Consider the following 24,808-nt stretch of genomic DNA (forward strand, 5'->3'; position numbering starts at 1 on the left):
TCATGTAATAGTATATGATTGTGATTCACAAAATAAAGAAACTATAAAAATAGAAATTGATAGAGTTTTTGAAGAGGTGCTAAAATGAGTTCTAAAAAGATAATATATATACCTGATAAAGAGGTTAAGCTTGAAAATAAGGATTTGCTTGGTACTAAACCTTGAATTTTTAAATAATACTATATATGATTACATAGCGGGAAAAATTGAACCTATGTTGGCAAGCGATAATGTAGAAGATATATTGTTTGCATTTAAAATTCTAAATAATTTAAAAATCGATAAAATAAATAAAACAAAATTAGATGCTATAAAAATTTTAATTAAGGATATAGATGAGAAAAAATTTCATGAAAATGATAAAGCTTTGATTAAGAAAGTTAAAAATAAAATAATTTGATCTATTTAGAGTAAAAGCGGCAAAAATTTGCCAGTTATAATAAATTTATTCTCTAATGTTTTTTAGCAGGAATTATTGTGGTTGAATTATAATATAATATAATTTTATTGTAAAGAAAAATAAATAAAAAATGTCTAAAAGTTAAAAGGGGGACTTTTGTTGAGAAAACAAGCGATTTTATTAATTGATGGAGAATATTTAAAAAAAGTATGGAATTATTATACAAATTCATTAAAAGAGAATTCTAAAATTAAGCTCGATTTTAAGAAACTGGTTGAAGTAACTAGCCGAATTACGAAAGATGATATAGAAATTTTAAGAAATTATTATTATAGTGCTCCGCCATTTGATGACGGAGAAGAAAAATATAAAAAGTTGAAAAGTAATTTTGATAGATTTATAAGTAGCCTCGAAAAAATAAATTTTTTTGAAGTTAAATTGGGAAGAACACAAAAAATAAATGATAGTGACGGTAATCCGATATTTACTCAAAAAGGTGTAGATGTTCAATTTGCTATTGATTTAATAAAATGGGGATTGAATAATAGAGTTAGTGTTTTAATATTGATAACAGGAGATTCTGATTTTGTACCTGCAATTAATTATGTAAAAGATCAAGGGAAACATGTGTATCTTTTAACAGGAGAAGATAGCAAAACATATAATGAAAATTTAATTAATAGCGTTGATTTACATATTATTATGAACAAAGATTTTTTTGAGGATATTAAATCTTGACAAAACAAAAAAAATGTTATATAATAACATTGTATAAAGTTGATGAAATATATGATCACCGTGGATCCTTCTAATGAAAATTAGAATGTGGTCCACGGTATATATTTTTTCTATTGATCATATTTTTTAAACTACCGGCATCACATTTTTGGCTCTTTCTAAAGAAAATTGACAAAGGAATGGTAAAAATTTTAAAATAAAAGGTGAAAAGGAAGAGCGCAATGAAAGAAATAATAAAAATGCTGGATAAAAATTTAAAGTATATAAAGCTTGAAATAAAAGAATTATGTATGGAAGATGCAAATTTGAAACATTAAAAAATAAAATTCTGATAATTGAACACAGTTAATTCAAGTATCTTTGGAAAGAACCATAAATTTTTCTCTGTTTTAGAAGATTTAATAGACATTTCTAATCCCTCTATGGTAATTTTTCAATAAATCTATTTATCTCAAAAGAATCAGTGTAAACTTTAACTTTTCCAAATTTAGATAATAATAATTTTGTTTTATCAATATTAAATTCGGTAGTTTCAAATAAAAAATGTTTTGATTTTAGAATATTCGGATAAATTAGTAACTTATAAAAAAAATCCTGGCCGTCATTACCAGCTTCTAAAGCTATTTTTGGCTCAAAATGTAAAGCTTTATTTTGGTAATAAAACTCACTTTCAACATAAGGTGGATTTGATATTATAAAATCCACCTTATTAATTATATCATATTCCACACTTTCAAAAATATCACTTTTAATAAAAATGATATTAGTATTATGTTTTTTAGCATTTATTTTCGCTACGTCTAAAGCATCTTCAGATATATCACATGCATAAATTTCTATATGAGGTAATTCCTTCTTTAAAACAATAGGGATTATCCCACTTCCAGTTCCAATATCAAGAATATATTTGTAATTATTTTTTTTTATTATATTTATCGCAATTTTAACCAAATCTTCAGTTTCAATCCTTGGTATTAAAACTCTCTCATCAACATAAAAATCATATCCATAAAAAATTACATTATTGGTAATATATTCTATTGGATAATCTTCAAATATTATTTTACTTATTTTTTTCAGTAATTCTCTAGAAATAACGAAATCTTTTTCAATCAAAATATTTGATATATTTATATTTTTAATTTTTGAAATTATTTTAGCAACAAAAAAGAGGGGATTATTAATCCCCTTTTTAATAAATATATTTTTATACCTTTTTATAAACTCTTTTAATGTCATATTCCCAGAATAGTTCTAACTTCATCAGATGCCTTTGATGGATCCCATGGAGGATCAAAAGTTAACTCAACCTTAACGCTCTTAACTCCTTCGATAGATCCAACCTTATTTTTTGCATCTTCTGTAATAAATCCTGCCAATGGGCACATTGGTGTGGTTAATGTCATTAATACATGTACATTATTTTCTTCATCTATATTAACATCATAAATAAGCCCTAAAGAAACAACATCAAAACCAATCTCCATATCATATACATTTTTTAAAGCATTCATAACATCTTCTTTAGTTACCACTTTTTTCATCTCCTTTAAAAAATTTAGAGTTTATAATAATTTCAGAATTATTTTTAAATTTCTCAAATTCTGTGGTTATTAATTTATTAAACAATTGCTTTGCCTTTTCATCTTTAATATTTTCAATAATTTTTTGTTTTGCTTCTTCAAGAGTCATTTGTTTTTTAGGATATTTTTTTTCTATTTTTATTAATGAAAAATAATTTTCATTGTATTTCATCGGCTTCAAAATAGCTCCTGGAAATGAAGTCCTTATGGTATTTACTAAATCATTGTTATTATTTTCAATATCTATTTTAATTTCTGTTGCTTCATTTGAAGATATTTTTTTATTATAAATATCATCAAACATATAATATCCATCAATTATTTTTTGATACGCTAAGGATGCATCATCTGATGTTTTAAAAAACACAAGTTTTAAATCTGCAGATTGTGGAGTATAATATCTATTTTTATTTTTAGAATATTCTGTTTCTATTTCTTTTTCTGAAACATCTACATTACTTAACAAATATTTATATATTTCCGAAATAGCTTTCTGATAAAGTTTCTTATGATAAATATTATATATATATTGCTCTTTGTTTTCAAAACCCTTTGATATTAAATATAACAATATATCATTTTCAGATAAGTTTGATGATAAAAAAATTTCATTTATTTGATTTTTTACATCATTAAAAAGCTGATCTTTATTTAAATTTACCCCTTTAACCTTCTCTGTAAATTGAATAAATAAGATTTCTCCAGCTAATTTATCCAGTACCGATTTTTCATATTTTTGGATAACCATATTCCCCTCTGTTGTTCCAACTAAAATTTTATAAAAATTATTGTTTATATTATTTAAATTTCTTAAAATTTCAACAGTTTTTGACTGAGATTGAAAATAATTATAATCAATATTTTCTGTATTAATTATCGCTATAGTTTGAGCATTAAGTTCCTTATATTTTACAATACCAAAAGATATAAAAGCTGATACTAAAATCAGAAAAAACAAAATATTTTTTTTCATTCTTTCTCCTCCCTATTTCCCTTATTTTTATAATTTTGTATAAATTCTTTTGATGCCATAAAAAGCAATGAATCCATATTCAAATTATTTTTAACATAAAAATATATCAAATGGGTTAAAAATTGAATATGATATTTTTCATTACTTATTTCATTTTCCAGATTATTTAAATCTTCTTTTATTAACTCAAAAATATCCTGTTTTTCAAAAGGATCAAAATTTACAGCTAACGAATTTTCTATTAATCTTCTTAAATTCATCAAAGGTGGCATCCCTGGATTATATTCACCTATCTTTGAAAAGTTTTTCTTTCCTTTTTCTTTTGCTTTTAATTTTTCCCATTGTTCATACGAATATTCTCCAGTATTTTCAAAAACATGCGGATGTCTTCTAACTAATTTTTCATTTAAATTATTTAAAACGTCACTTATATCAAAATTCCCATTTTCCTTTGCTATTTGAGAATGAAAAACAACCTGCAATAAAACATCTCCTAATTCCTCTACAAAATGTTTTTTATCATTACTATCAATTGCATGAATCAATTCATATGCTTCCTCTATTACATAAGGTTTTAAACTTTCATGAGTTTGTTTTCTATCCCATGGACACCCATCCTCAGATCTCAATGTTTCCATAATTTCAAGTAATTTTTCAAAATAATCTTTTGCTAATTTATTATCTTTCATACTATCCCCTTTCACAATATTCCTATTTTCATTAATCTCATATAATTAAATTCGTTTTTATCAAAAGATATTTCATTATCTATTAACAAAGTTCTTATTGGCTTAAATGTAATTCTATAAAAATCTTTTATACCATATTTTTTTATCTTTTCAATATGTTCTTTTGTTGGATATCCCTTATGCTTTTGAAAATTATATTCAGGAAACTCTTTGTCCAATTCAAACATTAATCTATCTCTATAAACCTTCGCTAAAATAGATGCTGCACCAATTATTTTTGATTTTAAATCCCCTTTCACTATACATTCATAATTTTTTATATCAAGCTTAAAATTTTTTCCATCTATAATAATATGCTTATCATATAACTCAAAATCCTTTAAAACTCTTTTAATGCCAAGAGTGGTCGCAGAAAATATATTATATAAGTCTATCTCCTCTGGAGTGGCTAATTTTATAGAATATTTGAAATTATCTATAATTATTTTAAACGCTTCTTCTCTTTTCTTTTCAGACATTTTTTTAGAATCATTTGAAATTTTATTCAGCAAATTCAATTGATCTTCATTTTCAACTAATATTGCACCAACCACCACCGGACCTGCCAGCGGTCCTCTTCCTGCTTCATCCACTCCAATAATTTTACCATATTTTTTTAAATATTCTAAATCCATTCTTTCACTCCTTATTTATATAGCCCGTCCAAAAAATCTAATTTTTATTCATAAAAAATCTAAATCTTAAATATTATCACATATTATTATTACAAAAAAATATGAAAAAAATCCTACCATTTATGATAAAATTAAATATCAGGAAAATTATTTCACAGGAGGGAACAAAATGGATTTTTCAAAAAGAATTCTAAATATGCAAGCATCACCTATCAGAAAATTAATTCCATATGCTGAAGCAGCAAAAAAATCAGGGAAAAAAGTATTACATCTCAATATAGGACAACCAGATTTAGAAACACCAAAAGCTTTTTTTAACTATATTGAAAAACACAAACCGGAAATTGTTGCCTATACACATTCAGCTGGATTATATGAATTAAGAGAAGCTTTTTCAAAATATTATAATGAAAACAATATTCCTTTTTCTCCTGAAGATATTATAGTAACAAATGGAGGAAGTGAAGCTATTATATTTGCATTAGCTGCCATTGCTGATCCTGGTGATGAAGTTATTGTAATTGAACCTTTTTATGCAAACTATAGAGGTTTTGCTGAAATGATAAACGTAAAGTTGGTACCCGTTAGAGCTTTGCCTGAAACAGGCTATGCTGTGCCTTCAACTGAAGAGTTTGAAAAAGTTGTATCATCAAAAACTAAAGCTATAATTTTTTCAAATCCTTCAAATCCAACTGGCGCTGTATATTCCAAAGAAGAGTTAAAAAGAATTGTGGATTTCGCTAAAAAATATGATTTATATATCATTTCAGATGAAGTATATAGAGAATTTACATTTGATGGAACAAAACACATTTCTACAATGGCATTCGGAGAATATGATAGAACAATAGTTGTAGATAGCATTTCAAAAAGATACAGCGCATGTGGAGCAAGAGTTGGTGTTTTTGCAACAAAAAATAAAGATTTATATAATCATGTAATAAAAATGGCTCAATCGAGACTATGCCCTCCTATGATTGCACAACTTGGAACAATTGGATTACTTGAAATGGATAAATCATATATAGAAAAAGTATATAAAGAATATGATAAAAGAAGATTGTCTGTTTATAATGAATTATTAAAAATAGACGGAGCTATATTTGAAAAACCAAAAGGAGCATTTTATGTATCTGTAAAACTACCTATAGACAATAGCGAAAAATTTGTTAAATGGATGCTTACAGATTTCAGTATTGATAATACAACAGTAATGGTAGCGCCACTATCAGGCTTTTATGCTACGGAAGGCTCCGGAACCCAAGAAATCAGAATAGCTTATGTATTGGATAGTGAAAAATTAAAATTTGCAACACACATATTGGCCGAAGCTGTAAAAGCTTATAATAACAAAAAGTAGGTGATATTTTGAAAAATGAAATAATAAAAGCAATTGACTATTTAGAAAAAAAAGGACTTATAAAAGGAACATGGGGAAATTTGAGTGTAAAAGTAGATAATAAAATATTTATTACACCATCTGGTGTCCCATATGATATTCTTAAAGAAGATGATATATCGGTTTTAGATTTTAAAACGGAAAAGCATATAGAAGGATTAAAACCATCAAGTGAAAAAGCCTTACATATAGAAATATACAAAAATTTTCCTGAAATAAAAGCCGTAGTACATACTCATAGTTTATATGCTTCAATATATTCAGCACTTCGTAAAACAGTTCCATGCTATATTGAAGACCAGGCGCAAATAATAGGTGGAGAAATTCCAGTAGCAAATTACAAACTTCCTGGAACTCTGGATTTGGCAATTGAAGCTGTTCGAAAATTCAAATTAGGTGTATATGGAATTTTACTTGCAAATCACGGAATTGTTTCGATTGGCAGAAGTTTAAAAGAAGCTTTAATTGCTGCTGAAATAATTGAAAAAAGTGCTAATATAGCATATCATGTTGAATTAATGGGAAAAGGGCATCCGCTATCTGAAGAAGATATCAAGTGGATGAGAAACTTATATATAGCATCTTACAGTAAAAATATTTAAAGGAAAAATTTATAGGTTTTAAAATATATTAATATTATGGTATAATTATATTAATCTATAATTTTTACAAATTAAAGGAGGGGGAATATGAAAAGTTTAAAAAGTCAAATGATATGGATAATAATTTTAATTTCTGTTATTCCAATGGTTGTATTTACTATTATAAGTACATTTGAAAATTATAATAAAACATATAACAATATTCTCAGTCATTTAAATGCATCTACAAAAAGCAGAGCGGAAATATTAAGAACTTATTTTAAACCCATTTTTGACATGGCAAACATGTTATCAGAAGATGCTAATGTAAAAGGTTCGTATAGTAACAAGTTTGATGAAAGAACATGGATGCTGAAAAATTTTGACAATATAATAAAGAAGTTCAAAGATTACGAAGCCGTATATATAGGTCTTAAAGATAAGACGATGTTGATGAAACCTGATGTTGAATTACCAGCTGGTTATGACCCAACGTCCAGGCCATGGTATAAAACTGCAATGTCTAATCCTGATAATGTTGTAGTTTCAGAGCCTTATGCCGATGCTTCAAGTGGAAATATACTAATAACAGTTTCAAGAACTGTAAAAGATGAAAATGGGAAAATAATTGGTGTATTAGGAATAGATTTGTCAATAAAAAATTTAGTCAATACGTTTTTAGGGGATAAAAATTTCGAAGAAGAAACACCGTATATTATAAATGAAAAAGGTATAACCTTGATTCATGAAGATCCGAAAAAATGGGGTATAGATGTAAGTAATATGGAATTTTTTACAAGGGCAACATCCGAAAGTGGTATGATAAAATATACATATAACAATATAACAAAATATGCTTTTTACTATAAAATCCCAGAATTGCGCTGGACAGTATATACTGCAATACCTGAAAAAGTTATTCAGAATACGGTATGGAAACAAACTTCAATATATATAATTATATTTGGAATAATTATAATACTTGCATTTGTAATAGGAATAATGTTTGTAAATAATAGTATAGTAAAACCTATAATTATCATGACTAAAGAGATGGAGAAAGTGGGAAAAGGAGAATTAAAGGTAAAGGTTAAAATAAATTCCAAAAATGAGTTAGGGAAATTAGCCGAAATAATGAATCAAACGATAAAATCTCTTGGAGAATTAGTAAAGAAAGTAAAAGAATCATCTGAAACATTGATAAAAACATCTATGGAGGTAACCTCTGCTATTAATAAAAGTGTAAAGGTTAATGAAGTTGTATATAACGAAATTGAAGAAATTAATTCAAAAATTCAGGATGCTTCTTCTTCATTGGAAGAAACTACAGCTGGTGTTGAAGAAATTGCTACAGCAGCTCAAAGCGTATCAAAGTCTACTCAAGAAGTAATGGAACAAACAACTGAAACATCGCACCTTGCAAGAGAAGGAACAAAAAATGTTGAGGAAGTAAAAGATAAAATTAATGATGTGAACAAAAAAGCTAAAGAAAATGCACAAACAGTAAAGGCTCTTGCAAATGAAACAGCTAATATTCAGGAAATAGTAGAAACAATCAATTCAATAACTGAACAAACAAATTTATTGGCATTGAATGCGGCCATTGAAGCTGCAAGAGCCGGAGAGGCTGGAAAAGGTTTTGCTGTCGTTGCTGATGAGATAAGAAAATTAGCCGAAGAGTCAAAAAAAGCTACTGAAGAAATCGCTATTATTCTTGGTAAAATTCAGGATAGTGCAAAACAGGTAGATAAAGAAACAGAAAACGTTGTTGAAAGTATATCGGAAACTAATAAAATGATTTTTGAAATTGCAGAACAGTTTGAAAGCATAACGGAAAAAATAGAACAAATTTCTATGATGGTCGACAACACAGCCGCTTCAGCAGAGGAACAAACTGCATCAACAGAAGAAATCGCAGCTGCTACTGATACAGCAAACAAAGCAGTTATGAGTGTCTCTGAAGATGTAATTAATTTTAAATCGGAAATTGCAGAACAGAATAAAGATTTTGAAAATATAGCAAAAGCAGCAGAACAACTAAATCAATTAAGCGAAGAACTAAATGAATTAATAAAACAATTTAAAATATAACGTAAAAAAGAGTGGCAAGGCCACTCTTTTTTAATTAAATATAATATCTAATTAATAATAAACAATCATTCAAAAAAAATTTAAACTAACATAAATCAAGAGGAGCTAAGCTCCTCTTGATTTATGCTAACAATTTTAGCAATTCTATGTAATTAGAAACCTTTTTACAGTTTAGTTCAGAATGATTGTTGTGAGGATCATAAAGAATAAAATCCATACCAGCATTTTTAGCTCCAATATAATCAGAATCAGGATTATCTCCAATATATACTGAACTTTTTATCGAAACGCCTGATAATTTTTCAGCTTCATAAAAAATCAATGGATCAGGTTTTGGCTTTCCAACTTTTTCCGAAGTTAATATAAACTCAAAATATTTTTCTAAATTTAATGCTTTGCTTCTACCCTTCTGTACCTTTTCAACACCATTGGTTATTGCAGCCATTCGTTGATTGAAACTTTTTAATTCTTCTAACAAATCTTTTGCTCTTGGTAAAAAAAATCCTAAATTTGATAAGTTTTCTAAATAAATTTCTGAAGCTTTTTTGAATTCTATAGTTGAATTATAACCTATATTATGGAAAAATTCTTTAAATCTTTCAATAACAATAATTTCTTTAGGATATTTTTTTTCAGAAAACAACTTCCACCATTTTTCATTAATAGGTTTGTAAATTTCCAGGTATTCTTCACATGGTTCAATGGAGAAATACTTTAACGTATTAAACAAAGCTATTTTCTCTGATTTTTCAAAATCCAATATAGTATGGTCTAGATCAAAATAAACAATTTCGTATTTCATATTTTACTCCTTTCTTATAATAAAATAATAAAATGAATTTTTTAAATGTCCATATTCTAAAAGATTAAATTTAGCATATTGAATATATTCAAGTGGTTTTCTAATCATTGAAGAACCGACAATTGGATAAGTTAATATATTTGTTAAATAAAGCAAAAAATCTTTTAAGATATTACCTGTTAACCCATGTTCTACAAATATACCCTTTCCACCGGTTTTTAAAATTTTTTTCACTTTTTCCATAGATTTATATGGATTTTTTACAGAACAAAAAACATCTATTGATAATACCGTATCAAATGTGTTATCATCAAATGGAAGGTTTTCAACACCAGACTTTACAAAGTCTAAAGTTAAATCTTTTCTTTTTTTTGCTTTTTCCTTTGCTATTTCCAGCATCTTTTCGCTTTTATCTATAAGTACAACATGAGAGCCTTCTGGATAATATTTTATATTATTACCAGTTCCAACTGCAAGATCCAGAGTATACCCATTTATTAACGGAACAAATCTTTGCCTGAATTTATCAATGGTATTCTTTTCTAATGGTTCAAGCAACTTATCATAATATTTTGCAAAGAAATCATATCTTGTCATATAATCACCTCAAGACAATTATAACATATTTTTCTATGGAGGGATAGAATGAAAATAGATATATATGGAGCTTTATTTTATGATATATATATATTCGGAGAAAAAGCACATGAAGTTAAAATATTCGAAATGCCAGGAGGGTCAGGTTTTAATATTGCATATACATTATATAAATTAGGACATAATGTGAAATTCAATTCCTTTATAGGTTATGATAGAAGAGGCAAGCATTTAAGAAGTATTATCCCATTTAAAAATTTAGAGGAAAAAAAGAAAAATACAGCATTGTTTATAAGCAAAAACGAAATACCAGTTGCCATAGAAAGATCAATAAATGATTGTAAGTTTAAAGAATTAAAAAAAGAAGCTGATATAGCTATTATAACTACAGAATTATCTTTAAAAACTTTAGAAAAAATAAACAAATTAAATTATCAGCATATATTTCTCGATATAGGACCAAGACCTTTTATATTAAAACAAGCCATCTCTATATTTAATAATGCATTTATCATCGGAAATGAACAAGAGTGCAGATTCAAAAAATGTAATTTAATAAAATTGGGCATGAAAGGCATACTTTATAATAATAAAAAATATAAAAGTAATGGCAAAAAAGCTATGTATAGTACAGGTTTAGGAGATATTTTTGATGCATTTTTCATTCATTATCTTTTTGAAACTAAATCATATGAAAAAGCAATAATAAATTCTATTAAAAAGACCGAAAAAGTGCTTGATATTCCCGGTCCTTATAACAAGATTAATCATATTTTTTTCAAAAGCACACCTTAGATGTTACACGCTTACAGCGGGTTATAGGATTAAAAATTAGATTTTAATTAAAAAAACTTTTGAGCTACCGCTCACCTACGGTGGGTTATTGGTTTAAAAAATTGGATTTTAATAAAAACAACCTTTGAGCTATCGCTCCCTTACAGCAGGTAATTGGAAAAAATAAGTTTTATTATAGGCGGTCTAAAAAGTCTCAAATGAAACGAAGGCTCGAAGATTACCCTTAACACACCTACGGTGGGTTATTGAATTAAAAAATTAGATTTTAATAAAAAAACTTTTGAGCTATCGCTCGCTTACAGAGGGTAATTGGAATAAATAATTTTTAATATTATAAATCCTTTCCCCTTAGATTTTTTATTCTAAAAAATCTAAGCGTGAATGAAAGCCGCCAACAGGATGTTTTTTTGAGTGAAGCTTTTTCATGGATGAAAAATCGATGCGACGGTTGAGAATGAATAATTTTAAGGATAATCGCTGACTGAGTGAATTCGACTTTTTAGACATCGTAATTTATATACTATGCCCTTAACATAAACTTTTAAGTGAAAAAATTGTGGAATAATCGTTCATTGTGTAGAATTTTTCAAATGATAAGTTTTTAATTTTCAAATTTATTTTTATGTTAAATTTTATTGTTTCTATAGCACTTTTTATTTTCTTAAGTTCTTCAATAGAATAATCAACAGGTTTATAATACCCTAAAGTAATATGTGGGATTAAAATTTTATTTAAAGGAAAAATATTTTCAATTTTATTATATATATTCATTAATAATAAATAATCTTTTTTATTCGCTGGAATAAATTGAATACCTATAGCAGAACCTCCATGAAATAAACCGATAGATTTAAAAGATATAATTTCGTTTTTCAAAACGCAAAAGTTTTCAATAAATATTTTTTTTATATTTTTTTCTGTTTCTTTCATACACTTTACAACATTTTTATACGTAAAAGAATTACATAAATCATGAATAGTTATATGAAATGTATCAGCATTCAAAGGTGAAGCTAATATTTCTCCAACCTTTGAATATAAAATTTTCTGAATTTCCTTTATAATTTTAATATCATTTTGTTCTATAAATATCAAAATAGTATTTCCTATAAATCTAATATATTTACCCTCTGAATTTACCTTCAATTTAATCCCATCTATAATTTGCCAGTTTTTTATTAATTTATCCAATAATATTTTATTAATGCTTTCCTGATATTTAATATATTCTGTATAGTCCATAAGCAATCCTCCTTTGTAAGGATTTTAACATATTTTAAGAATTATGTATACCTCTAAAAACATGAATAAATTGTTAATATCAAACTATAAAAAGTTGTTATTGATTGTAAATGGTTATAATACTATTTGAAAGCGGTTTCATAAAATGGTAGTATACAATAGAGGCTAAATGCCTGAATTTTATAAAGGGGGGAAAGGTATGAAAAAGATTTTAGTAACATTATTGATTGTTTCTCTTATGATTATAGGTTTTAGTGTTGAAACATTGGTAGTATCTTCAAGATTGTGGACTCCGCCAACAGAGAAAGAGTTTATAATTAACGAAATTATTAAACCTTTTGAAGATATGTATGGTGTAAAAGTAAAATTCCAAACTATGGATGATCAAAGTATTTTGGATCAAATTGATGTTCAAAGAAAAACAAATAATGTTACAACAGATGTAATAATTTTATATGCATCAAATATGCCAAAAGCTGTAGATAGAGATTACGTTTATGATTTAACACCTTTTATTAAAAAATGGAATGATAGAACATTCTCAAAAGGTTTCGACTCAATGACAGTATTTAATGGTCACAGGTATTTTCTACCAGTTGGTGCTGATGTATATTTAACTTTAATTAACAAAAAAGCTTTAAAATATAAACCAGAATATATAGATGTAGAAAATATAACCTGGGAACAATTAGCAGAATGGGCAAATTTAGTGGCAAGAGCAGAAGGCGAAGGGAAATTTGCAGTTACTGGTGTTCCAATGAAATCTCTTATATATCAAATAGGAGCAATAGCATTATCTTATGGTGCTGATTGGCCAAATTTGGATACACCAGGTTCAATGGCTGCATGGTATTTATTGTACAAAATGAAAGATGCATTTTCACCAGCAATAAAAACTTATGATGATACAAGACCACCTATGAAAAGGGAAGAAACCTGGATGACAGTTGCTCATTCAGCTCGTGTAGGAGAGGTATTTAAAAGTAATCCAACCCAATTTATCGTAGCCCCAGTTCCTAAAGGACCAGCAGGAAGAGGTTCAGTTGCAGGAACAAGTGGATTTGCAATTGTAAAAGGTACAAAACATTTTGATTTAGCATTAAAATTTTTAGAATATATGACAAGACCTGATGTAATGTTAAAAGCAAGTAAAGGTACGGGTGGATTTATACCGCCAGTTGACGAAGCTATTGAATATCTGGGAAATAACCCGGAAGATCTTATAATAAAAAATGCAGTTAAAGTTTTAAATGAAGGCGTATTAGCTTATATCGAACCTATATGGAAAGATTGGGGACAGGTAAAATTAGTTTATGATGATTTATTCAAAAAAATGATTTTAGAAGACAAAAAATTTGAGCCGGATTTAATGGAAATATACCAATTTAAAATTGATGCTATGAGAAAATAATTAATAATTTTTTAGTGGGGCGTTCTAAGAGCGCCCCTTTAATAAAGGGGTGATTCTTTTGAAAAAAGCTTTAGAAAAAAAATGGATTCCCTATATTTTGATTGCTCCAACTATCATATTTTATATTGTTTTCTGGGTAAGACCTGTTTTAACTGCAATAATATATAGTTTTTTTGACGAAAATAATATATTTACTCTAAATAATTATATTACTATTTTTAAAGATCCATTTTTTAATCAGGCTATAACAAATACAAGCATTTTTGTTTTGATTTCGGTAACTTTAGAATTCATAGTTGCCTTTTTATTAGCTTTAATAATAAACAAAAAATTTTTTGGTTCCCAGGTTTTATTATCAATAGCACTTATTCCTATGGCTTTACCAGCAGTAGCCGTAGGCGCAATGTGGTCAAGTGGTTTTGCATCATATGGATGGGTAAACAGTATTTTATATCATCTTGGTATTATAGATGCAAACCAAAAAATAGTTTTTTTAGCTGGAAGTGATTTTCAATCTTTAATGTTAATTATTTTAATTGATGCATGGCAGGTTATACCATTTATGATGGTTATACTTTTAGCTGGATTACAAAATATTCCTAAAGAATCGATTGAAGCAGGATATATTTTTGGAGGTACAAAATTCACTGTTTTAAGAAAAATTACTATGCCAATGTTAAAATCAAGTATTCAAACCGCATTAATATTAAGAATAATATCTGCAATTCAAGTATGGTTAATAATAGTAATGATATATGGTTACAGAAGAATTCCTGTACTTCTGGAAGAAGTTGTTTTTTATAAAGAGCAAGTGCTGGGGTTTTACAGGGTAGCTCTTGCCTATTCTGTCATAGTATCAGTTGTAGTTTCTGCTGTTTCAATAATTTATTTGAAAGTTTCAGGTGCCTTCGAGAAGGAGGGAATTTAAATGAATTCAAAACAATCATATAAAAAGATCCTTTCAACTACTATATTTTATATAATTATTGCAGGAATTATAATGATTATAATAACCCCAATATATTTTTTATTTACAATCTCACTTATGTCAGACCAGGAAGCGTATGATTGGCCTACAAGACTGGTTCCTTCTTTTTTTAATTATTTTCGACTTGAATTATCAAAACCTAAATTATCAGAAAATGATAAGTATATTATAAGTATATACAGCCCGGTAAAAAAGAAATATATTACACTACTTGAAACAAATGATTTTGCCAAATTACAAACATTTATAAGAAGAAAAACGAACAGCCTGATAAAAAAAGAAAATTTTGATAAACAATTAAAAAAATTAAAAGATCTCTCAGAAAAAAATCCTGAAAAGCTAGAAAAAGTTTTATCTGAAAGAATTAATTTAAATAAAAAGCTGAACATTTTAAATGTAGAAATTGGAAGATTAATGGAAAAAATTGATATGGCAGAAAAAATCGGTGGAATGGATGAATTAATTAAGCAGTTAAAAAATGAGATTGAAATTAAAAATAATGAAATAAATAAAACGGAAAAATTACTGAAAGAAAATGAAAAAATTTTTGACAAATTAGGAACTGTACATTTTACAATATCAAAAAAATTATTGGATAATTATATTACATTTTTTAGAGTTACAAGCGATGCTATTCCTGCTTTAATAAGAAGTATAGAAGTGGCCTTCCTTACAGTTTTAATTTCTTTAACTATTGGTGGAATGGCTGGATATGCTTTTGCAAGATACTATTTTAAAGGAAAAAATTTATTGAAATTAAGCGTACTATTTGTCAGAATGTTTCCAGGAATTTCTATAGCAATGCCTATGGTAATTATTTTAATAAACATGGGATTTTATGATAAACCTATTGGATTATCATTAGTATATTCAGTTGGACAAATAGGAATGACAATATGGATTACAGCAAGTATATTTATGGGAATTTCTGTCGAATTGGAAGAAGCAGCTATGGTATTTGGGACATCACGATTTGGAGCATTTATGAAAATAACCTTACCTCTGGCTTTACCAGGATTGGCAGCAAGCGCTATGTATGCTTTTATTGGCAGTTGGGCGGAAACTGCTCAGGCCATCGTTTTAACCCAATTTAATCCTACATTTCCGGTAGTTGTTTATCAAACACTTGTCGGAGCAAAAGGATTAATAAATTTAAGCGCCGCAGGTGGAGTATCGTTAGCTTTACCAGCAATCATCTTTACATTGATTATTAGAAAATATATACTTCAAATGTGGGGCGGAGTTAGAGTATAAAAATATAAGGGGAGATGAATATGGCTACATTAAAACTTATAAATTTATCCAAAAGATATGGAAAAAGTGTTTGGGGTGCAAAAAATGTAAATTTAGAAGTCAATCATGGAGAATTTGTTGTATTTTTAGGACCTTCTGGTTGTGGTAAAACCACTACACTACGTATGATTGCAGGCTTAGAAGAAGTTACAGAAGGAATGATTTTAATAGATGATAAAGATGTAACTTTTTTGGAACCTCGCAAAAGAGAAGTCAGTATGGTATTTCAAAGTTATGCTGTATGGCCTCATATGACAGTATATGAAAATATAGCTTTTCCTTTAAAATTAAAAAAAGAATCTAAAGAAAAAATAGATTCAATTGTAAATGAAGTCGCTGAAATGGTTAAAATAAAAGAATATTTAAAAAGATATCCAAGACAATTATCGGGTGGGCAAAGGCAAAGAGTGGCATTGGCTCGTGCGTTAGCAGTAAAGCCTAAAATCTTTCTAATGGATGAACCTTTATCTAATTTAGATGCTAAATTAAGAGTAAAAATGAGAACAGAGCTCAAAGCTATTCATAACAAAACAGGAGCTACAACTATCTTTGTAACTCACGACCAATCAGAAGCTTTATCTATGGCTGATAGAATTGTTGTAATGAGAAATGGTCATATAGAACAGGTTGGAAATCCAGACGACGTATATTTTGATAGCGAAAATATTTTTGTAGCTGGCTTTATTGGAACACCACCAACAAATTTTTTTAAAATGGAAATAAAAATAGAAAATGGAAAAACTATATTTTTTAATGAAAATCTTAAATTTACCTTATCAGAAAAAATAAAAGATTTGTTAAAAAATTATAATAAAAGCAAAATTATATTGGGTATTAGACCGGAAAGTTTTAAAATAGAAGAAAATAAAAATAAAGCACATTTTACGGAAAAAATTTTAGTTGTGGAACCACAAGGATCACATCAGATTATAGCACTTGAAATAGGAGATCAAATAATAAAAATCATAGCTCCAGCCTTTCCAAAATACAAAGCAAACGAAATAATAAATATTAGTTTTGATGAAGACAGAATAATGCTTTTTGATATTGAAACAGAAAAAAGGATAAGGAGATGAAAAAATGAATATAGCATTATTACATTATCGTGGTGGATTAATGGATGGTGTTTCACTTGAAATGGAAAAGTGGAAAGCAGTTCTGGAAAACCTTGGTCATAAAGTTGATATTGTAGCAGGGAATGAAAACGAAGGTGTGGATATTACTATAAAGGAAATAGGGTTTGAAACATCAGATTATAAACTAATAAACAAAAACGCCTTTGAAAAATTGGAAGATTTTTCTAAAGAAGAATTAATATCTAAAATAGAAAATAATAGCGAAAAAATTTTGAAAATCTTTAATGAAAAACTGGACAAATATGATGTTATAATGCCGAATAATATATGGTCACTGGGTGCATATTTACCTGTTGCAATAGCATTAAAAAATTATGCAGAAATACATCCCGAAAAAATTTTTATATCGCATCATCATGACTTCTGGTGGGAAAGAGAATATTTTTTAAAAACTACCTTAAAAGAAATAAAGAATATGTTAATTGAATATTGTCCCCCTGTAGGAAAAAATATAAAGCATATGGTTATTAACAGTCTGGCCCAAAAAGAATTAAATCTAAGAAAAAATGTAGATTCAACAATAGTTCCAAATGTTATGGACTTTGAATCTCCGTTTGAAGTAAGTATAGAATTAAATAAAAAAATAAGAAAGCAATTTAATATATCATCTGGAAGTATAGTTTTCTTACAGGCAACAAGAATTACAAGAAGAAAAGCCATTGAACTTGCAATTGATCTTATCGAAAAATTTAAATATAAAGCTAAAAATTATATTGGTAAAACTTTATATAACGGTGAAAGTTTTGATGGTAATGTATATTTAGCTTTTTCTGGAATGAGTGAAGATGACAATTATAAAAATGAATTACTCGAAAAAGCCATTAAATCAAATATTAATATAATAGATATGTATTCTTCTGTTGAAAAAGGTATTTTAAGTTTTTGGGATTTATATAGTGTTTCTGATATAATAACATATCCTTCAATACTAGAAGGGTGGGGAAATCAACTCTTAGAAGCTATAATTTCAAAAAAACCTGTTGTATTATTTGAATACGAAATATTCTTAAAAGATATAAAATCTTCTGGTTTAGAATACATAAATTTGGGTAGTAAATTTATGAAAAATGGTAATTTAGTAGAAATTGAAGAAAACACTTTAAATCAAGCTGTTGACAGAACAATAAAAATTCTATTTAATAAAAATGAATATTATAATTTAATAAATAAGAATTTTGAAATTGGAAAGAAAAATTATAGCTTTAAAACATTAGAAAAAATAATAAAAGAACTATTATCTACAATATAGAAGGTGAAAATATGGCAACAATAGATGAGGTTGCCAAATTAGCTGGTGTATCTAAAGCAACCGTATCAAGAGTTATTAACAATAGTGCAAATGTTAATGAAGAAACAAGAGCAAAGGTTTTATCTGCCATAGAAAAATTAAAGTTTAAACCAAAATTTTCTGCTAAAGCTCTGGCTAAAAGTAAAAAACAATTTAATATTGCAATTTGCCTGGGAAAAAGAATGGAATTAATCAAGGATTCAACAGATGAAATAGGGCAATTTTATGGAATTATATTGAAAGAAATAAAAGGAATGGCAACATTTTATGGCATTAATGTTAAAGAAATAATTCTGGAAAATCCTGAAGAAAATTTTGATGGATATATACTTGTTGGTGGTGATGTAACAAAAAATATTTTAGAATTATATAAAAATTTCAAAAAACCATTAATATTATTAGATCATTATATACCAGGTGAAAAAATTGACAGCATATTACCTGATAGTTTTAGTGGAGCCTTTTATGCAGTAAATTATTTGATAAAAAAAGGGATGAAAAAAATTGTTCATATACATGGCCCCTTAAACTCGTACGGTTTCAGAAATCGTTATAATGGTTATACAGAAGCTATGATGCTTTCTAAATTAAAACCTATATATTACAAATATGATGATGTAAGGAATAATATGGATGAAGTTATAAAACTATTAATAAAAAATAATGATATGCCTCAGGCTATATTTGCATCAAACGATATTACAGCTATTAGAGTAATTGAAGAATTAAAAAAATATAATATAAAAATTCCAGAAGATATCTCTGTTGTAGGGTTTGATGACATACCAAAAGCAAAAAAATATAAACTTACAACTGTTAAAGTATATAAACAGGAAATGGGAAATGTTGCTTTTAAACGTTTATATGAATTAATGCTCGGAGAAAATACACATCCTATAAGAATGTCGTTATTTACAGAATTCATAAAAAGAAAAAGTAGCAAATAACCAGAAACTACGTTTCTGGTTATTTTTTTACTCTTTTCAAAAACTATTGGGTAAATATGTTAGCAAATACAAATCTTTGATATCAAAATATCCAATATAAAATTATTAATTATCAATATTTAAGCAATTTTAAGGTATAATATATTCAGAATACTTTTAATTGAGAGGTGATGGCATGAAAACTCTGGGTAATTTTATTATTAAGCACTCAAAAAGCATATTTATATTTCTTTCCATATTAACAATAATATTTCTTGCATTGGCAGTTACACTTCAGATAAGACCAGGATTTCTGGATTTGCTTCCGGATAATGATCCATATGTAAAAGTATACAAAGACGCTACAAAGAGTTTCAAAAGTGTAGATAGCGTAATAATTGGAATTGAAGGAAAAAGAGAAAATATAATTTCTTATGTTGAAGATATATCGGAAAAATTAAAAGGCATGGATCATATTGATGCTATTTATTATAAAAATCCAGTTGATTTCATTTCAAAAAATATTTTTTTATTATCCCCAGATGAAGAGCAGGATTTTTTAAAAAAGTTATATACATCATATGACCTTACGAGTTTTTTTGAAGCTCTAAATGTTATGTTCAAAGAACCAGAAAATGGTTATAAAATAACAGAGCAGGATAGAAAACAATTTGAATATCTGTTAAAATCAATGTATGATTTCTTTAATGAAATAGAGAATAGTAATGAAGAAAAAATACGAGAAAAATTTTTTAATATGCTGTTTGGTGAAAAATATTTAATAACAAAAGATGGAACTTTTGGTTTGATTATTATACGGCCCTCAATTAGTTCTAATGATATAAAAAAGGTTGTTACTCTTGTGAATTCCATAGAAAAAAATGTTAAAAAAGAAGCTAAAAAATTTAACGTAAAAGCTGGATTAACAGGAACTCTGGTTATTGCAAGAGACGAAATGATTGTAACAGAAAGAGATATGGCAGTAGCAACATCTGTATCATTAATATTAATAATAACAATTTTTTTATTGGGATTTAGAAGCATAAGATATATGTTATTATCTGTTATTCCTCTAATTTTAGGAATTATATGGGTTATGGGATTTACAAAAATTACTATTGGGTCATTAAATATTATGACAATAATGATGGGAGCAATTTTAGCTGGTCTGGGAATTGATTATTCCATACATATAATATCTTTGTTTATAGAATTAAGAAATGAAGGTTTATCTATAGTAGAATCAATAAAAGGGATATTTGAAAAGAATGTCAGGGGTATAATAGCTGGAGCAGTAACAACGGCAATTGGAATGGGAATTTTTTCAATAAGTTCATTTCCTGGATTTAAGGAATTTGGTATAGTATTATCCTCAGGAATAATTTTTACATTATTAGCAGCAATTTTTATACTAACAATATTATTAAAAACATTTGGAAATAAATATAAAAATCCAGGGACCATTTTTGTTATAGACTATGACATAAAAAAGTATAGAAATATAAACATATTTTTAATGATAACTTTAATAATTTTGTCATTCATCAAAATAAATAATGTTGAATTTGATAAAAACATGATGAATATAGAAGCAAAAGGCCTGGAAAGTATCGAATTAAATGAAAAAATTTTAAAAAATTTCGAATTTTCTCCAGACAATACAATATTTATCAGCAACAACTTAATTGAAGCACAGGAATTATATAACAAACTAAAAGATTTAAAAATTTTCTCACAAGTAGATAGTATTTCTCCTTTTTTGCCTGATACAGAATTGCAGGTTAAACGTCTAAGAAATGCATATGAAACAAAGAACGCACCAATTCAAAAATTTGAATTAAACACAACAGAATTAAAAAAAGTACTCAGCTCACTTAATTTCAATATGGCAAAAGCAGCAATATCTTTAAATCTTATGGGATATAAAGATTTAGCAAAACAATTGAGAGATATTATAAAAAGTGGTGTTTTAATAAAAATATCAAATAAAAATATAAACGATTTAGTAAACATAGAAAATACAATAATTTCTGTAATAACTGAATTAAGAAAAAATCTAAATTCGGATAAATTAATTACTCTTAATGATATTCCAGATGAAATAAAAAGTAATTATCTTGGTAATGATGGTAAGATTTTAACAACAGCATATTCAAACGGAGATATATGGAACGTTGAATATCAAAAGGAATATTTCAAACAATTGGAAAAATTGGAATTAAAAAATATAAGTGGTACTGCATTAATATTTTTACGCGTTATTCAAATATCTGCAAGAGAAGGAAAAAAGATTTTATTATTAACAATTATATTTATATATATTGTATTATTATTCGATATGAAAAGTTTTAAATACGCTACGATGGCATTATTACCAATGATTTTGTCGATAATATTAATACTTGGTGTAATGGGTTGGTTTAATATTAAATTAAATGTGGTTAATATAATAGCTTTACCTCTTATTATTGGAATAGGTGTAGATGATGGAATACATTTGATTCATAGATATAGAAGGGAAAAAAATTTAAGACTTGCATTAAAAAGTACTGGTAAAGCTATAACAATGACAACATTAACGACCGGAGCCGCTTTTGGAACATTTATGCTGGCTAAATATAGAGGTTTTATTGGGTTTGGTCTTCTTTTATTATTAGGAGTTATCTTTAGTTATCTTATAACTGTTTTTGTAGTAACATCGATAATAAGTTATATAGATAAAAATGATGAATCAAAATAATCAAAACGATGTGAAAATTTCAATTTAAACGTAATTTATCAATGATATAATATATTTGACAACAATATTTTAAGGAGGGATAAAATGCCAATAAATTATGGTTCAGATACCGGCAAAGGTTTTTATAAAGAAGAAGGCTTATCTACATTTTTAAAAGCTGTTGAAAGTTCTATAATAAAATCTCCAGTAAAAAATAACAAAGTATTATTGAGTGATTTATGGGTAATATCATCATTACCAAAGGATTTGATAATTGAAGTAATAAAAAAATATTCATCAGATTTAACAGTTCCAGAAGATATAAATGAAATAATAGATGATAGGCATAACGATATTATATGGAAAAAATAAAACTCAAAGAAAAAACGAGAAAAAAATATGTAATTAGTAATAATTATATTTAATTGGTTATAATATAAAATATTCAGACTTGAATATTTTTTCAAGAAAGGGTATCATATTAATCGGAAATTAGCACTCGGATACTTTGACTGCTAAAAATAAAAATTGAGTAAGGAGGGTGATATGAATGAGAGTAAAACCATTAGGTAACAGATTATTGATAAAACCTGTTATAGAAGAAAAGAAAACAGAAGGTGGAATAGTATTACCAGATACTGCAAAAGAAAAACCTATGAGAGCAGAAGTTGTTGCAGTTGGGAACATAGATGATGATGTAGAAATAAACGTAGGGGATCATGTAATTTTTGCAAAATATTCTGGAACAGAAATAAAGATAGATGACGAAGATTTTATCTTAATTGATGTAGATGATATTTTAGCAAAATATGAAGACTAAGGAGGTGTTGTGAAATGGCAAAGATGATGATGTTTTCAGAAGAAGCAAGAAGAGCTCTTGAAAGAGGTGTTGATAAAGTAGCAAATGCTGTTAAAATAACTTTAGGACCTAAAGGCAGAAATGTAGTTTTAGAAAAAAGCTGGGGTTCTCCTACAATTACAAACGATGGTGTTTCAATAGCTAAAGAAATAGAATTAAAAGATAAATTTGAAAATTTAGGCGCACAATTAGTAAAAGAAGTAGCTTCAAAAACAAATGATGTTGCTGGTGACGGTACAACAACAGCTACAGTTTTAGCACAAGCAATGATAAAAGAAGGATTAAAAAATGTTGCAGCTGGCGCTAATCCAATGTTAATGAAAAATGGTATTCAAAAAGCTGCTGAAAAGGCTGTTGAAGAAATTGGTAAAATGAGCAAAAAGTTATCAAGCAAGGATGACATCGCTCATGTAGCATCAATTTCTGCTAATAATGAAGAAATTGGTAAAATAATTGCTGATGCAATGGATAAAGTTGGAGAAGATGGTGTTATTACAGTTGAAGATTCAAAAACAATGGAAACATTTGTTGACTTCACAGAAGGTATGCAATTTGACAGAGGTTATATTTCACCATACTTTGTAACAGATACAGAAAAAATGGAAGCAATAATGAAAGAACCATACATTTTAATTACAGATAAAAAGATTTCAACAGTTAAACCATTAATTCCTGTATTAGAAAAAGTGGCTCAAGCTGGAAAACCATTAGTAATTATTGCAGAAGACGTTGAAGGTGAAGCATTATCAACATTAGTATTAAATAAATTAAGAGGAACTTTAGAATCAGTTGCAGTAAAAGCTCCAGGTTTTGGAGATAGAAGAAAAGCTATGTTACAAGATATAGCTATTTTAACAGGTGGAGTTGTAATTAGCGAAGAAGTTGGATTAACATTAGAAAACGTGACTTTAAACGACTTAGGTAGAGCAGATGTTGTTAAAGTAAGAAAAGATGACACAATTATAGTTAGCGGAAAAGGTGACGAAGAAAAGATTAAAGAAAGGATAAAACAAATAAAAGCACAAATTGAAAATACAACATCAGAATATGAAAAAGAAACATTACAGGAAAGATTAGCAAAAATGGCTGGCGGTGTTGCTGTAATTAAAGTTGGTGCAGCAACAGAGACAGAATTAAAAGAAAAGAAACATAGAATCGAAGATGCATTATCAGCAACAAGAGCAGCAGTTGATGAAGGTATAGTTCCTGGTGGTGGAGTAACTTTATTAAGAGCAAAAAAAGCTGTTGAACCATTATTAAATGAGTTAGAAGGAGACGAATTAATCGGAGCAAAAGTTGTATATAACGCATTAGAAGCTCCTATCAGACAGATAGCATTAAATGCTGGTGTTGATGGTGCAATAATAATTGATAGAGTATTGGCAAAAGACGAAGTTTCATATGGATATGATGCATTAAATAATGAATATGTTGATATGTTTGAAAAAGGTATTATTGATCCAGCTAAAGTTACAAGAAGTGCTGTACAAAATGCTTCTTCAATCGCTTCAATGTTATTAACAACAGAAGTATTGGTAGTAGATGAGCCAAAAGAAGAAAAAGCACCTGAAATGCCAGATATGCCAGCATATTAATACTAATCAATAAAAGCCGCCTTATGGCG

At 27.4% G+C, this 24,808-nt stretch carries 24 protein-coding genes; 16 read left to right on the plus strand and 8 right to left on the minus strand.

All coding sequences use genetic code 11. From position 1 onward, the window contains the following. Positions 1 to 130: 130 nt before the first annotated feature. Both X274_RS08820 and X274_RS08825 read left to right on the plus strand, forming a co-directional pair. Positions 131 to 400: a hypothetical protein gene (locus X274_RS08820; RefSeq protein WP_156166187.1), complete on the plus strand. Its 270-nt coding sequence runs from the start codon at positions 131 to 133 to the stop codon at positions 398 to 400. A 159-nt stretch (positions 401 to 559) separates the two neighbouring features. After that, positions 560 to 1,138 carry an NYN domain-containing protein gene (locus X274_RS08825; RefSeq protein ID WP_047266473.1) on the plus strand — a complete coding sequence of 193 codons (579 nt, stop codon included), beginning with the start codon at positions 560 to 562 and terminating at the stop codon, positions 1,136 to 1,138. 420 nt (positions 1,139 to 1,558) lie between these two features. On the opposite strand, the gene X274_RS08830 is transcribed toward X274_RS08825, so the two are convergent. From X274_RS08830 to X274_RS08850, 5 genes are read right to left on the minus strand one after another with little or no spacing between them, the layout of a single operon-like run. Next, a complete protein-coding gene (locus X274_RS08830; protein WP_047266474.1) occupies positions 1,559 to 2,377 on the minus strand; it encodes a N5-glutamine methyltransferase family protein in 819 nt (272 codons plus the stop codon). Then, positions 2,374 to 2,682, minus strand: coding sequence for a metal-sulfur cluster assembly factor (locus tag X274_RS08835; RefSeq protein WP_047266475.1), 309 nt, complete (start codon positions 2,680 to 2,682; stop codon positions 2,374 to 2,376). The genes X274_RS08830 and X274_RS08835 overlap by 4 nt, the downstream gene beginning before the upstream one ends. Beyond that, on the minus strand, positions 2,663 to 3,694 hold the full coding sequence (locus tag X274_RS08840) for a peptidylprolyl isomerase (protein ID WP_047266476.1): 1,032 nt from the start codon (positions 3,692 to 3,694) through the stop codon (positions 2,663 to 2,665). The genes X274_RS08835 and X274_RS08840 overlap by 20 nt, the downstream gene beginning before the upstream one ends. Further along, on the minus strand, positions 3,691 to 4,383 hold the full coding sequence (locus tag X274_RS08845; RefSeq protein ID WP_084822717.1) for a MazG family protein: 693 nt from the start codon (positions 4,381 to 4,383) through the stop codon (positions 3,691 to 3,693). Before X274_RS08845 ends, X274_RS08840 begins: the two co-directional genes overlap by 4 nt. An 11-nt stretch (positions 4,384 to 4,394) precedes the next feature. Continuing rightward, entirely contained in the window at positions 4,395 to 5,057 is a 663-nt protein-coding gene (locus X274_RS08850) for a ribonuclease HII (RefSeq protein ID WP_047266477.1), read from the minus strand. 169 nt (positions 5,058 to 5,226) lie between these two features. Here X274_RS08850 and X274_RS08855 point away from each other — a divergent pair, with 169 nt between their 5' ends. From X274_RS08855 to X274_RS08865, 3 genes are all read left to right on the plus strand, one after another. Beyond that, the gene (locus tag X274_RS08855) at positions 5,227 to 6,417 is read left to right on the plus strand and encodes a pyridoxal phosphate-dependent aminotransferase (protein WP_047266478.1); all 1,191 of its coding nucleotides are present in this window, start codon (positions 5,227 to 5,229) and stop codon (positions 6,415 to 6,417) included. 8 nt (positions 6,418 to 6,425) lie between these two features. Then, positions 6,426 to 7,058, plus strand: a complete 633-nt coding sequence (locus X274_RS08860; protein WP_052913271.1) for a class II aldolase/adducin family protein — start codon at positions 6,426 to 6,428, stop codon at positions 7,056 to 7,058. An 87-nt stretch (positions 7,059 to 7,145) separates the two neighbouring features. Next, the gene (locus tag X274_RS08865; protein ID WP_047266480.1) at positions 7,146 to 9,128 is read left to right on the plus strand and encodes a methyl-accepting chemotaxis protein; all 1,983 of its coding nucleotides are present in this window, start codon (positions 7,146 to 7,148) and stop codon (positions 9,126 to 9,128) included. Between the two features lie 121 nt (positions 9,129 to 9,249). Here the strand turns inward: X274_RS08865 and X274_RS08870 are convergent, their stop codons facing one another. Together X274_RS08870 and X274_RS08875 are read right to left on the minus strand one after the other, a co-directional pair. Next, positions 9,250 to 9,930, minus strand: a complete 681-nt coding sequence (locus tag X274_RS08870) for a YjjG family noncanonical pyrimidine nucleotidase (protein ID WP_047266481.1) — start codon at positions 9,928 to 9,930, stop codon at positions 9,250 to 9,252. Between the two features lie 3 nt (positions 9,931 to 9,933). After that, positions 9,934 to 10,527, minus strand: a complete 594-nt coding sequence (locus X274_RS08875; RefSeq protein WP_047266482.1) for a class I SAM-dependent methyltransferase — start codon at positions 10,525 to 10,527, stop codon at positions 9,934 to 9,936. 48 nt (positions 10,528 to 10,575) lie between these two features. On the opposite strand from X274_RS08875, the gene X274_RS08880 reads away from it, so the two are divergent. Further along, complete coding sequence (locus X274_RS08880) at positions 10,576 to 11,322, plus strand: hypothetical protein (RefSeq protein WP_047266483.1); 747 nt, start codon at positions 10,576 to 10,578, stop codon at positions 11,320 to 11,322. A gap of 528 nt (positions 11,323 to 11,850) precedes the next feature. On the opposite strand, the gene X274_RS08885 is transcribed toward X274_RS08880, so the two are convergent. Next, positions 11,851 to 12,564, minus strand: coding sequence for a hypothetical protein (locus tag X274_RS08885; RefSeq protein ID WP_047266484.1), 714 nt, complete (start codon positions 12,562 to 12,564; stop codon positions 11,851 to 11,853). 199 nt (positions 12,565 to 12,763) lie between these two features. Here X274_RS08885 and X274_RS08890 point away from each other — a divergent pair, with 199 nt between their 5' ends. From X274_RS08890 to groL, 10 genes are all read left to right on the plus strand, one after another. After that, positions 12,764 to 13,975 (plus strand): ABC transporter substrate-binding protein, encoded by a 1,212-nt coding sequence (locus X274_RS08890; protein ID WP_047266485.1) that lies wholly within the window; start codon positions 12,764 to 12,766, stop codon positions 13,973 to 13,975. Positions 13,976 to 14,033: 58 nt separating this feature from the next. Next, positions 14,034 to 14,903, plus strand: a complete 870-nt coding sequence (locus tag X274_RS08895) for a carbohydrate ABC transporter permease (protein WP_047266486.1) — start codon at positions 14,034 to 14,036, stop codon at positions 14,901 to 14,903. Continuing rightward, entirely contained in the window at positions 14,904 to 16,217 is a 1,314-nt protein-coding gene (locus X274_RS08900) for a carbohydrate ABC transporter permease (RefSeq protein ID WP_047266487.1), read from the plus strand. A gap of 20 nt (positions 16,218 to 16,237) precedes the next feature. Further along, on the plus strand, positions 16,238 to 17,332 hold the full coding sequence (locus tag X274_RS08905; RefSeq protein WP_047266488.1) for an ABC transporter ATP-binding protein: 1,095 nt from the start codon (positions 16,238 to 16,240) through the stop codon (positions 17,330 to 17,332). A gap of 4 nt (positions 17,333 to 17,336) precedes the next feature. Further along, entirely contained in the window at positions 17,337 to 18,641 is a 1,305-nt protein-coding gene (mggS, locus tag X274_RS08910; RefSeq protein WP_047266489.1) for a mannosylglucosylglycerate synthase, read from the plus strand. Between the two features lie 11 nt (positions 18,642 to 18,652). After that, entirely contained in the window at positions 18,653 to 19,627 is a 975-nt protein-coding gene (locus X274_RS08915; protein ID WP_047266490.1) for a LacI family DNA-binding transcriptional regulator, read from the plus strand. Between the two features lie 175 nt (positions 19,628 to 19,802). Continuing rightward, positions 19,803 to 22,346, plus strand: coding sequence for an efflux RND transporter permease subunit (locus X274_RS08920; protein WP_047266491.1), 2,544 nt, complete (start codon positions 19,803 to 19,805; stop codon positions 22,344 to 22,346). A gap of 84 nt (positions 22,347 to 22,430) precedes the next feature. After that, complete coding sequence (locus tag X274_RS08925; protein ID WP_047266492.1) at positions 22,431 to 22,697, plus strand: hypothetical protein; 267 nt, start codon at positions 22,431 to 22,433, stop codon at positions 22,695 to 22,697. Between the two features lie 178 nt (positions 22,698 to 22,875). Further along, positions 22,876 to 23,145 (plus strand): co-chaperone GroES, encoded by a 270-nt coding sequence (gene groES / locus X274_RS08930; protein WP_047266493.1) that lies wholly within the window; start codon positions 22,876 to 22,878, stop codon positions 23,143 to 23,145. A 14-nt stretch (positions 23,146 to 23,159) separates the two neighbouring features. Further along, entirely contained in the window at positions 23,160 to 24,779 is a 1,620-nt protein-coding gene (gene groL / locus X274_RS08935) for a chaperonin GroEL (protein WP_047266494.1), read from the plus strand. Positions 24,780 to 24,808 lie beyond the last annotated feature (29 nt).

It is taken from the genome of Marinitoga sp. 1155 (assembly GCF_001021175.1).
GTDB lineage: Bacteria > Thermotogota > Thermotogae > Petrotogales > Petrotogaceae > Marinitoga.

Coding starts and splice junctions, on each gene's coding strand:
- X274_RS08830 (WP_047266474.1), bottom strand. CDS start 2,377: ATGACATTAAAAGAGTTTATAAAAAGGTATAAAAATATATTTATTAAA.
- X274_RS08835 (WP_047266475.1), bottom strand. CDS start 2,682: ATGAAAAAAGTGGTAACTAAAGAAGATGTTATGAATGCTTTAAAAAAT.
- X274_RS08840 (WP_047266476.1), bottom strand. CDS start 3,694: ATGAAAAAAAATATTTTGTTTTTTCTGATTTTAGTATCAGCTTTTATA.
- X274_RS08845 (WP_084822717.1), bottom strand. CDS start 4,383: ATGAAAGATAATAAATTAGCAAAAGATTATTTTGAAAAATTACTTGAA.
- X274_RS08850 (WP_047266477.1), bottom strand. CDS start 5,057: ATGGATTTAGAATATTTAAAAAAATATGGTAAAATTATTGGAGTGGAT.
- X274_RS08855 (WP_047266478.1), top strand. CDS start 5,227: ATGGATTTTTCAAAAAGAATTCTAAATATGCAAGCATCACCTATCAGA.
- X274_RS08865 (WP_047266480.1), top strand. CDS start 7,146: ATGAAAAGTTTAAAAAGTCAAATGATATGGATAATAATTTTAATTTCT.
- X274_RS08870 (WP_047266481.1), bottom strand. CDS start 9,930: ATGAAATACGAAATTGTTTATTTTGATCTAGACCATACTATATTGGAT.
- X274_RS08875 (WP_047266482.1), bottom strand. CDS start 10,527: ATGACAAGATATGATTTCTTTGCAAAATATTATGATAAGTTGCTTGAA.
- X274_RS08880 (WP_047266483.1), top strand. CDS start 10,576: ATGAAAATAGATATATATGGAGCTTTATTTTATGATATATATATATTC.
- X274_RS08885 (WP_047266484.1), bottom strand. CDS start 12,564: ATGGACTATACAGAATATATTAAATATCAGGAAAGCATTAATAAAATA.
- X274_RS08890 (WP_047266485.1), top strand. CDS start 12,764: ATGAAAAAGATTTTAGTAACATTATTGATTGTTTCTCTTATGATTATA.
- X274_RS08900 (WP_047266487.1), top strand. CDS start 14,904: ATGAATTCAAAACAATCATATAAAAAGATCCTTTCAACTACTATATTT.
- X274_RS08905 (WP_047266488.1), top strand. CDS start 16,238: ATGGCTACATTAAAACTTATAAATTTATCCAAAAGATATGGAAAAAGT.
- mggS (WP_047266489.1), top strand. CDS start 17,337: ATGAATATAGCATTATTACATTATCGTGGTGGATTAATGGATGGTGTT.
- X274_RS08915 (WP_047266490.1), top strand. CDS start 18,653: ATGGCAACAATAGATGAGGTTGCCAAATTAGCTGGTGTATCTAAAGCA.
- X274_RS08920 (WP_047266491.1), top strand. CDS start 19,803: ATGAAAACTCTGGGTAATTTTATTATTAAGCACTCAAAAAGCATATTT.
- X274_RS08925 (WP_047266492.1), top strand. CDS start 22,431: ATGCCAATAAATTATGGTTCAGATACCGGCAAAGGTTTTTATAAAGAA.
- groES (WP_047266493.1), top strand. CDS start 22,876: ATGAGAGTAAAACCATTAGGTAACAGATTATTGATAAAACCTGTTATA.
- groL (WP_047266494.1), top strand. CDS start 23,160: ATGGCAAAGATGATGATGTTTTCAGAAGAAGCAAGAAGAGCTCTTGAA.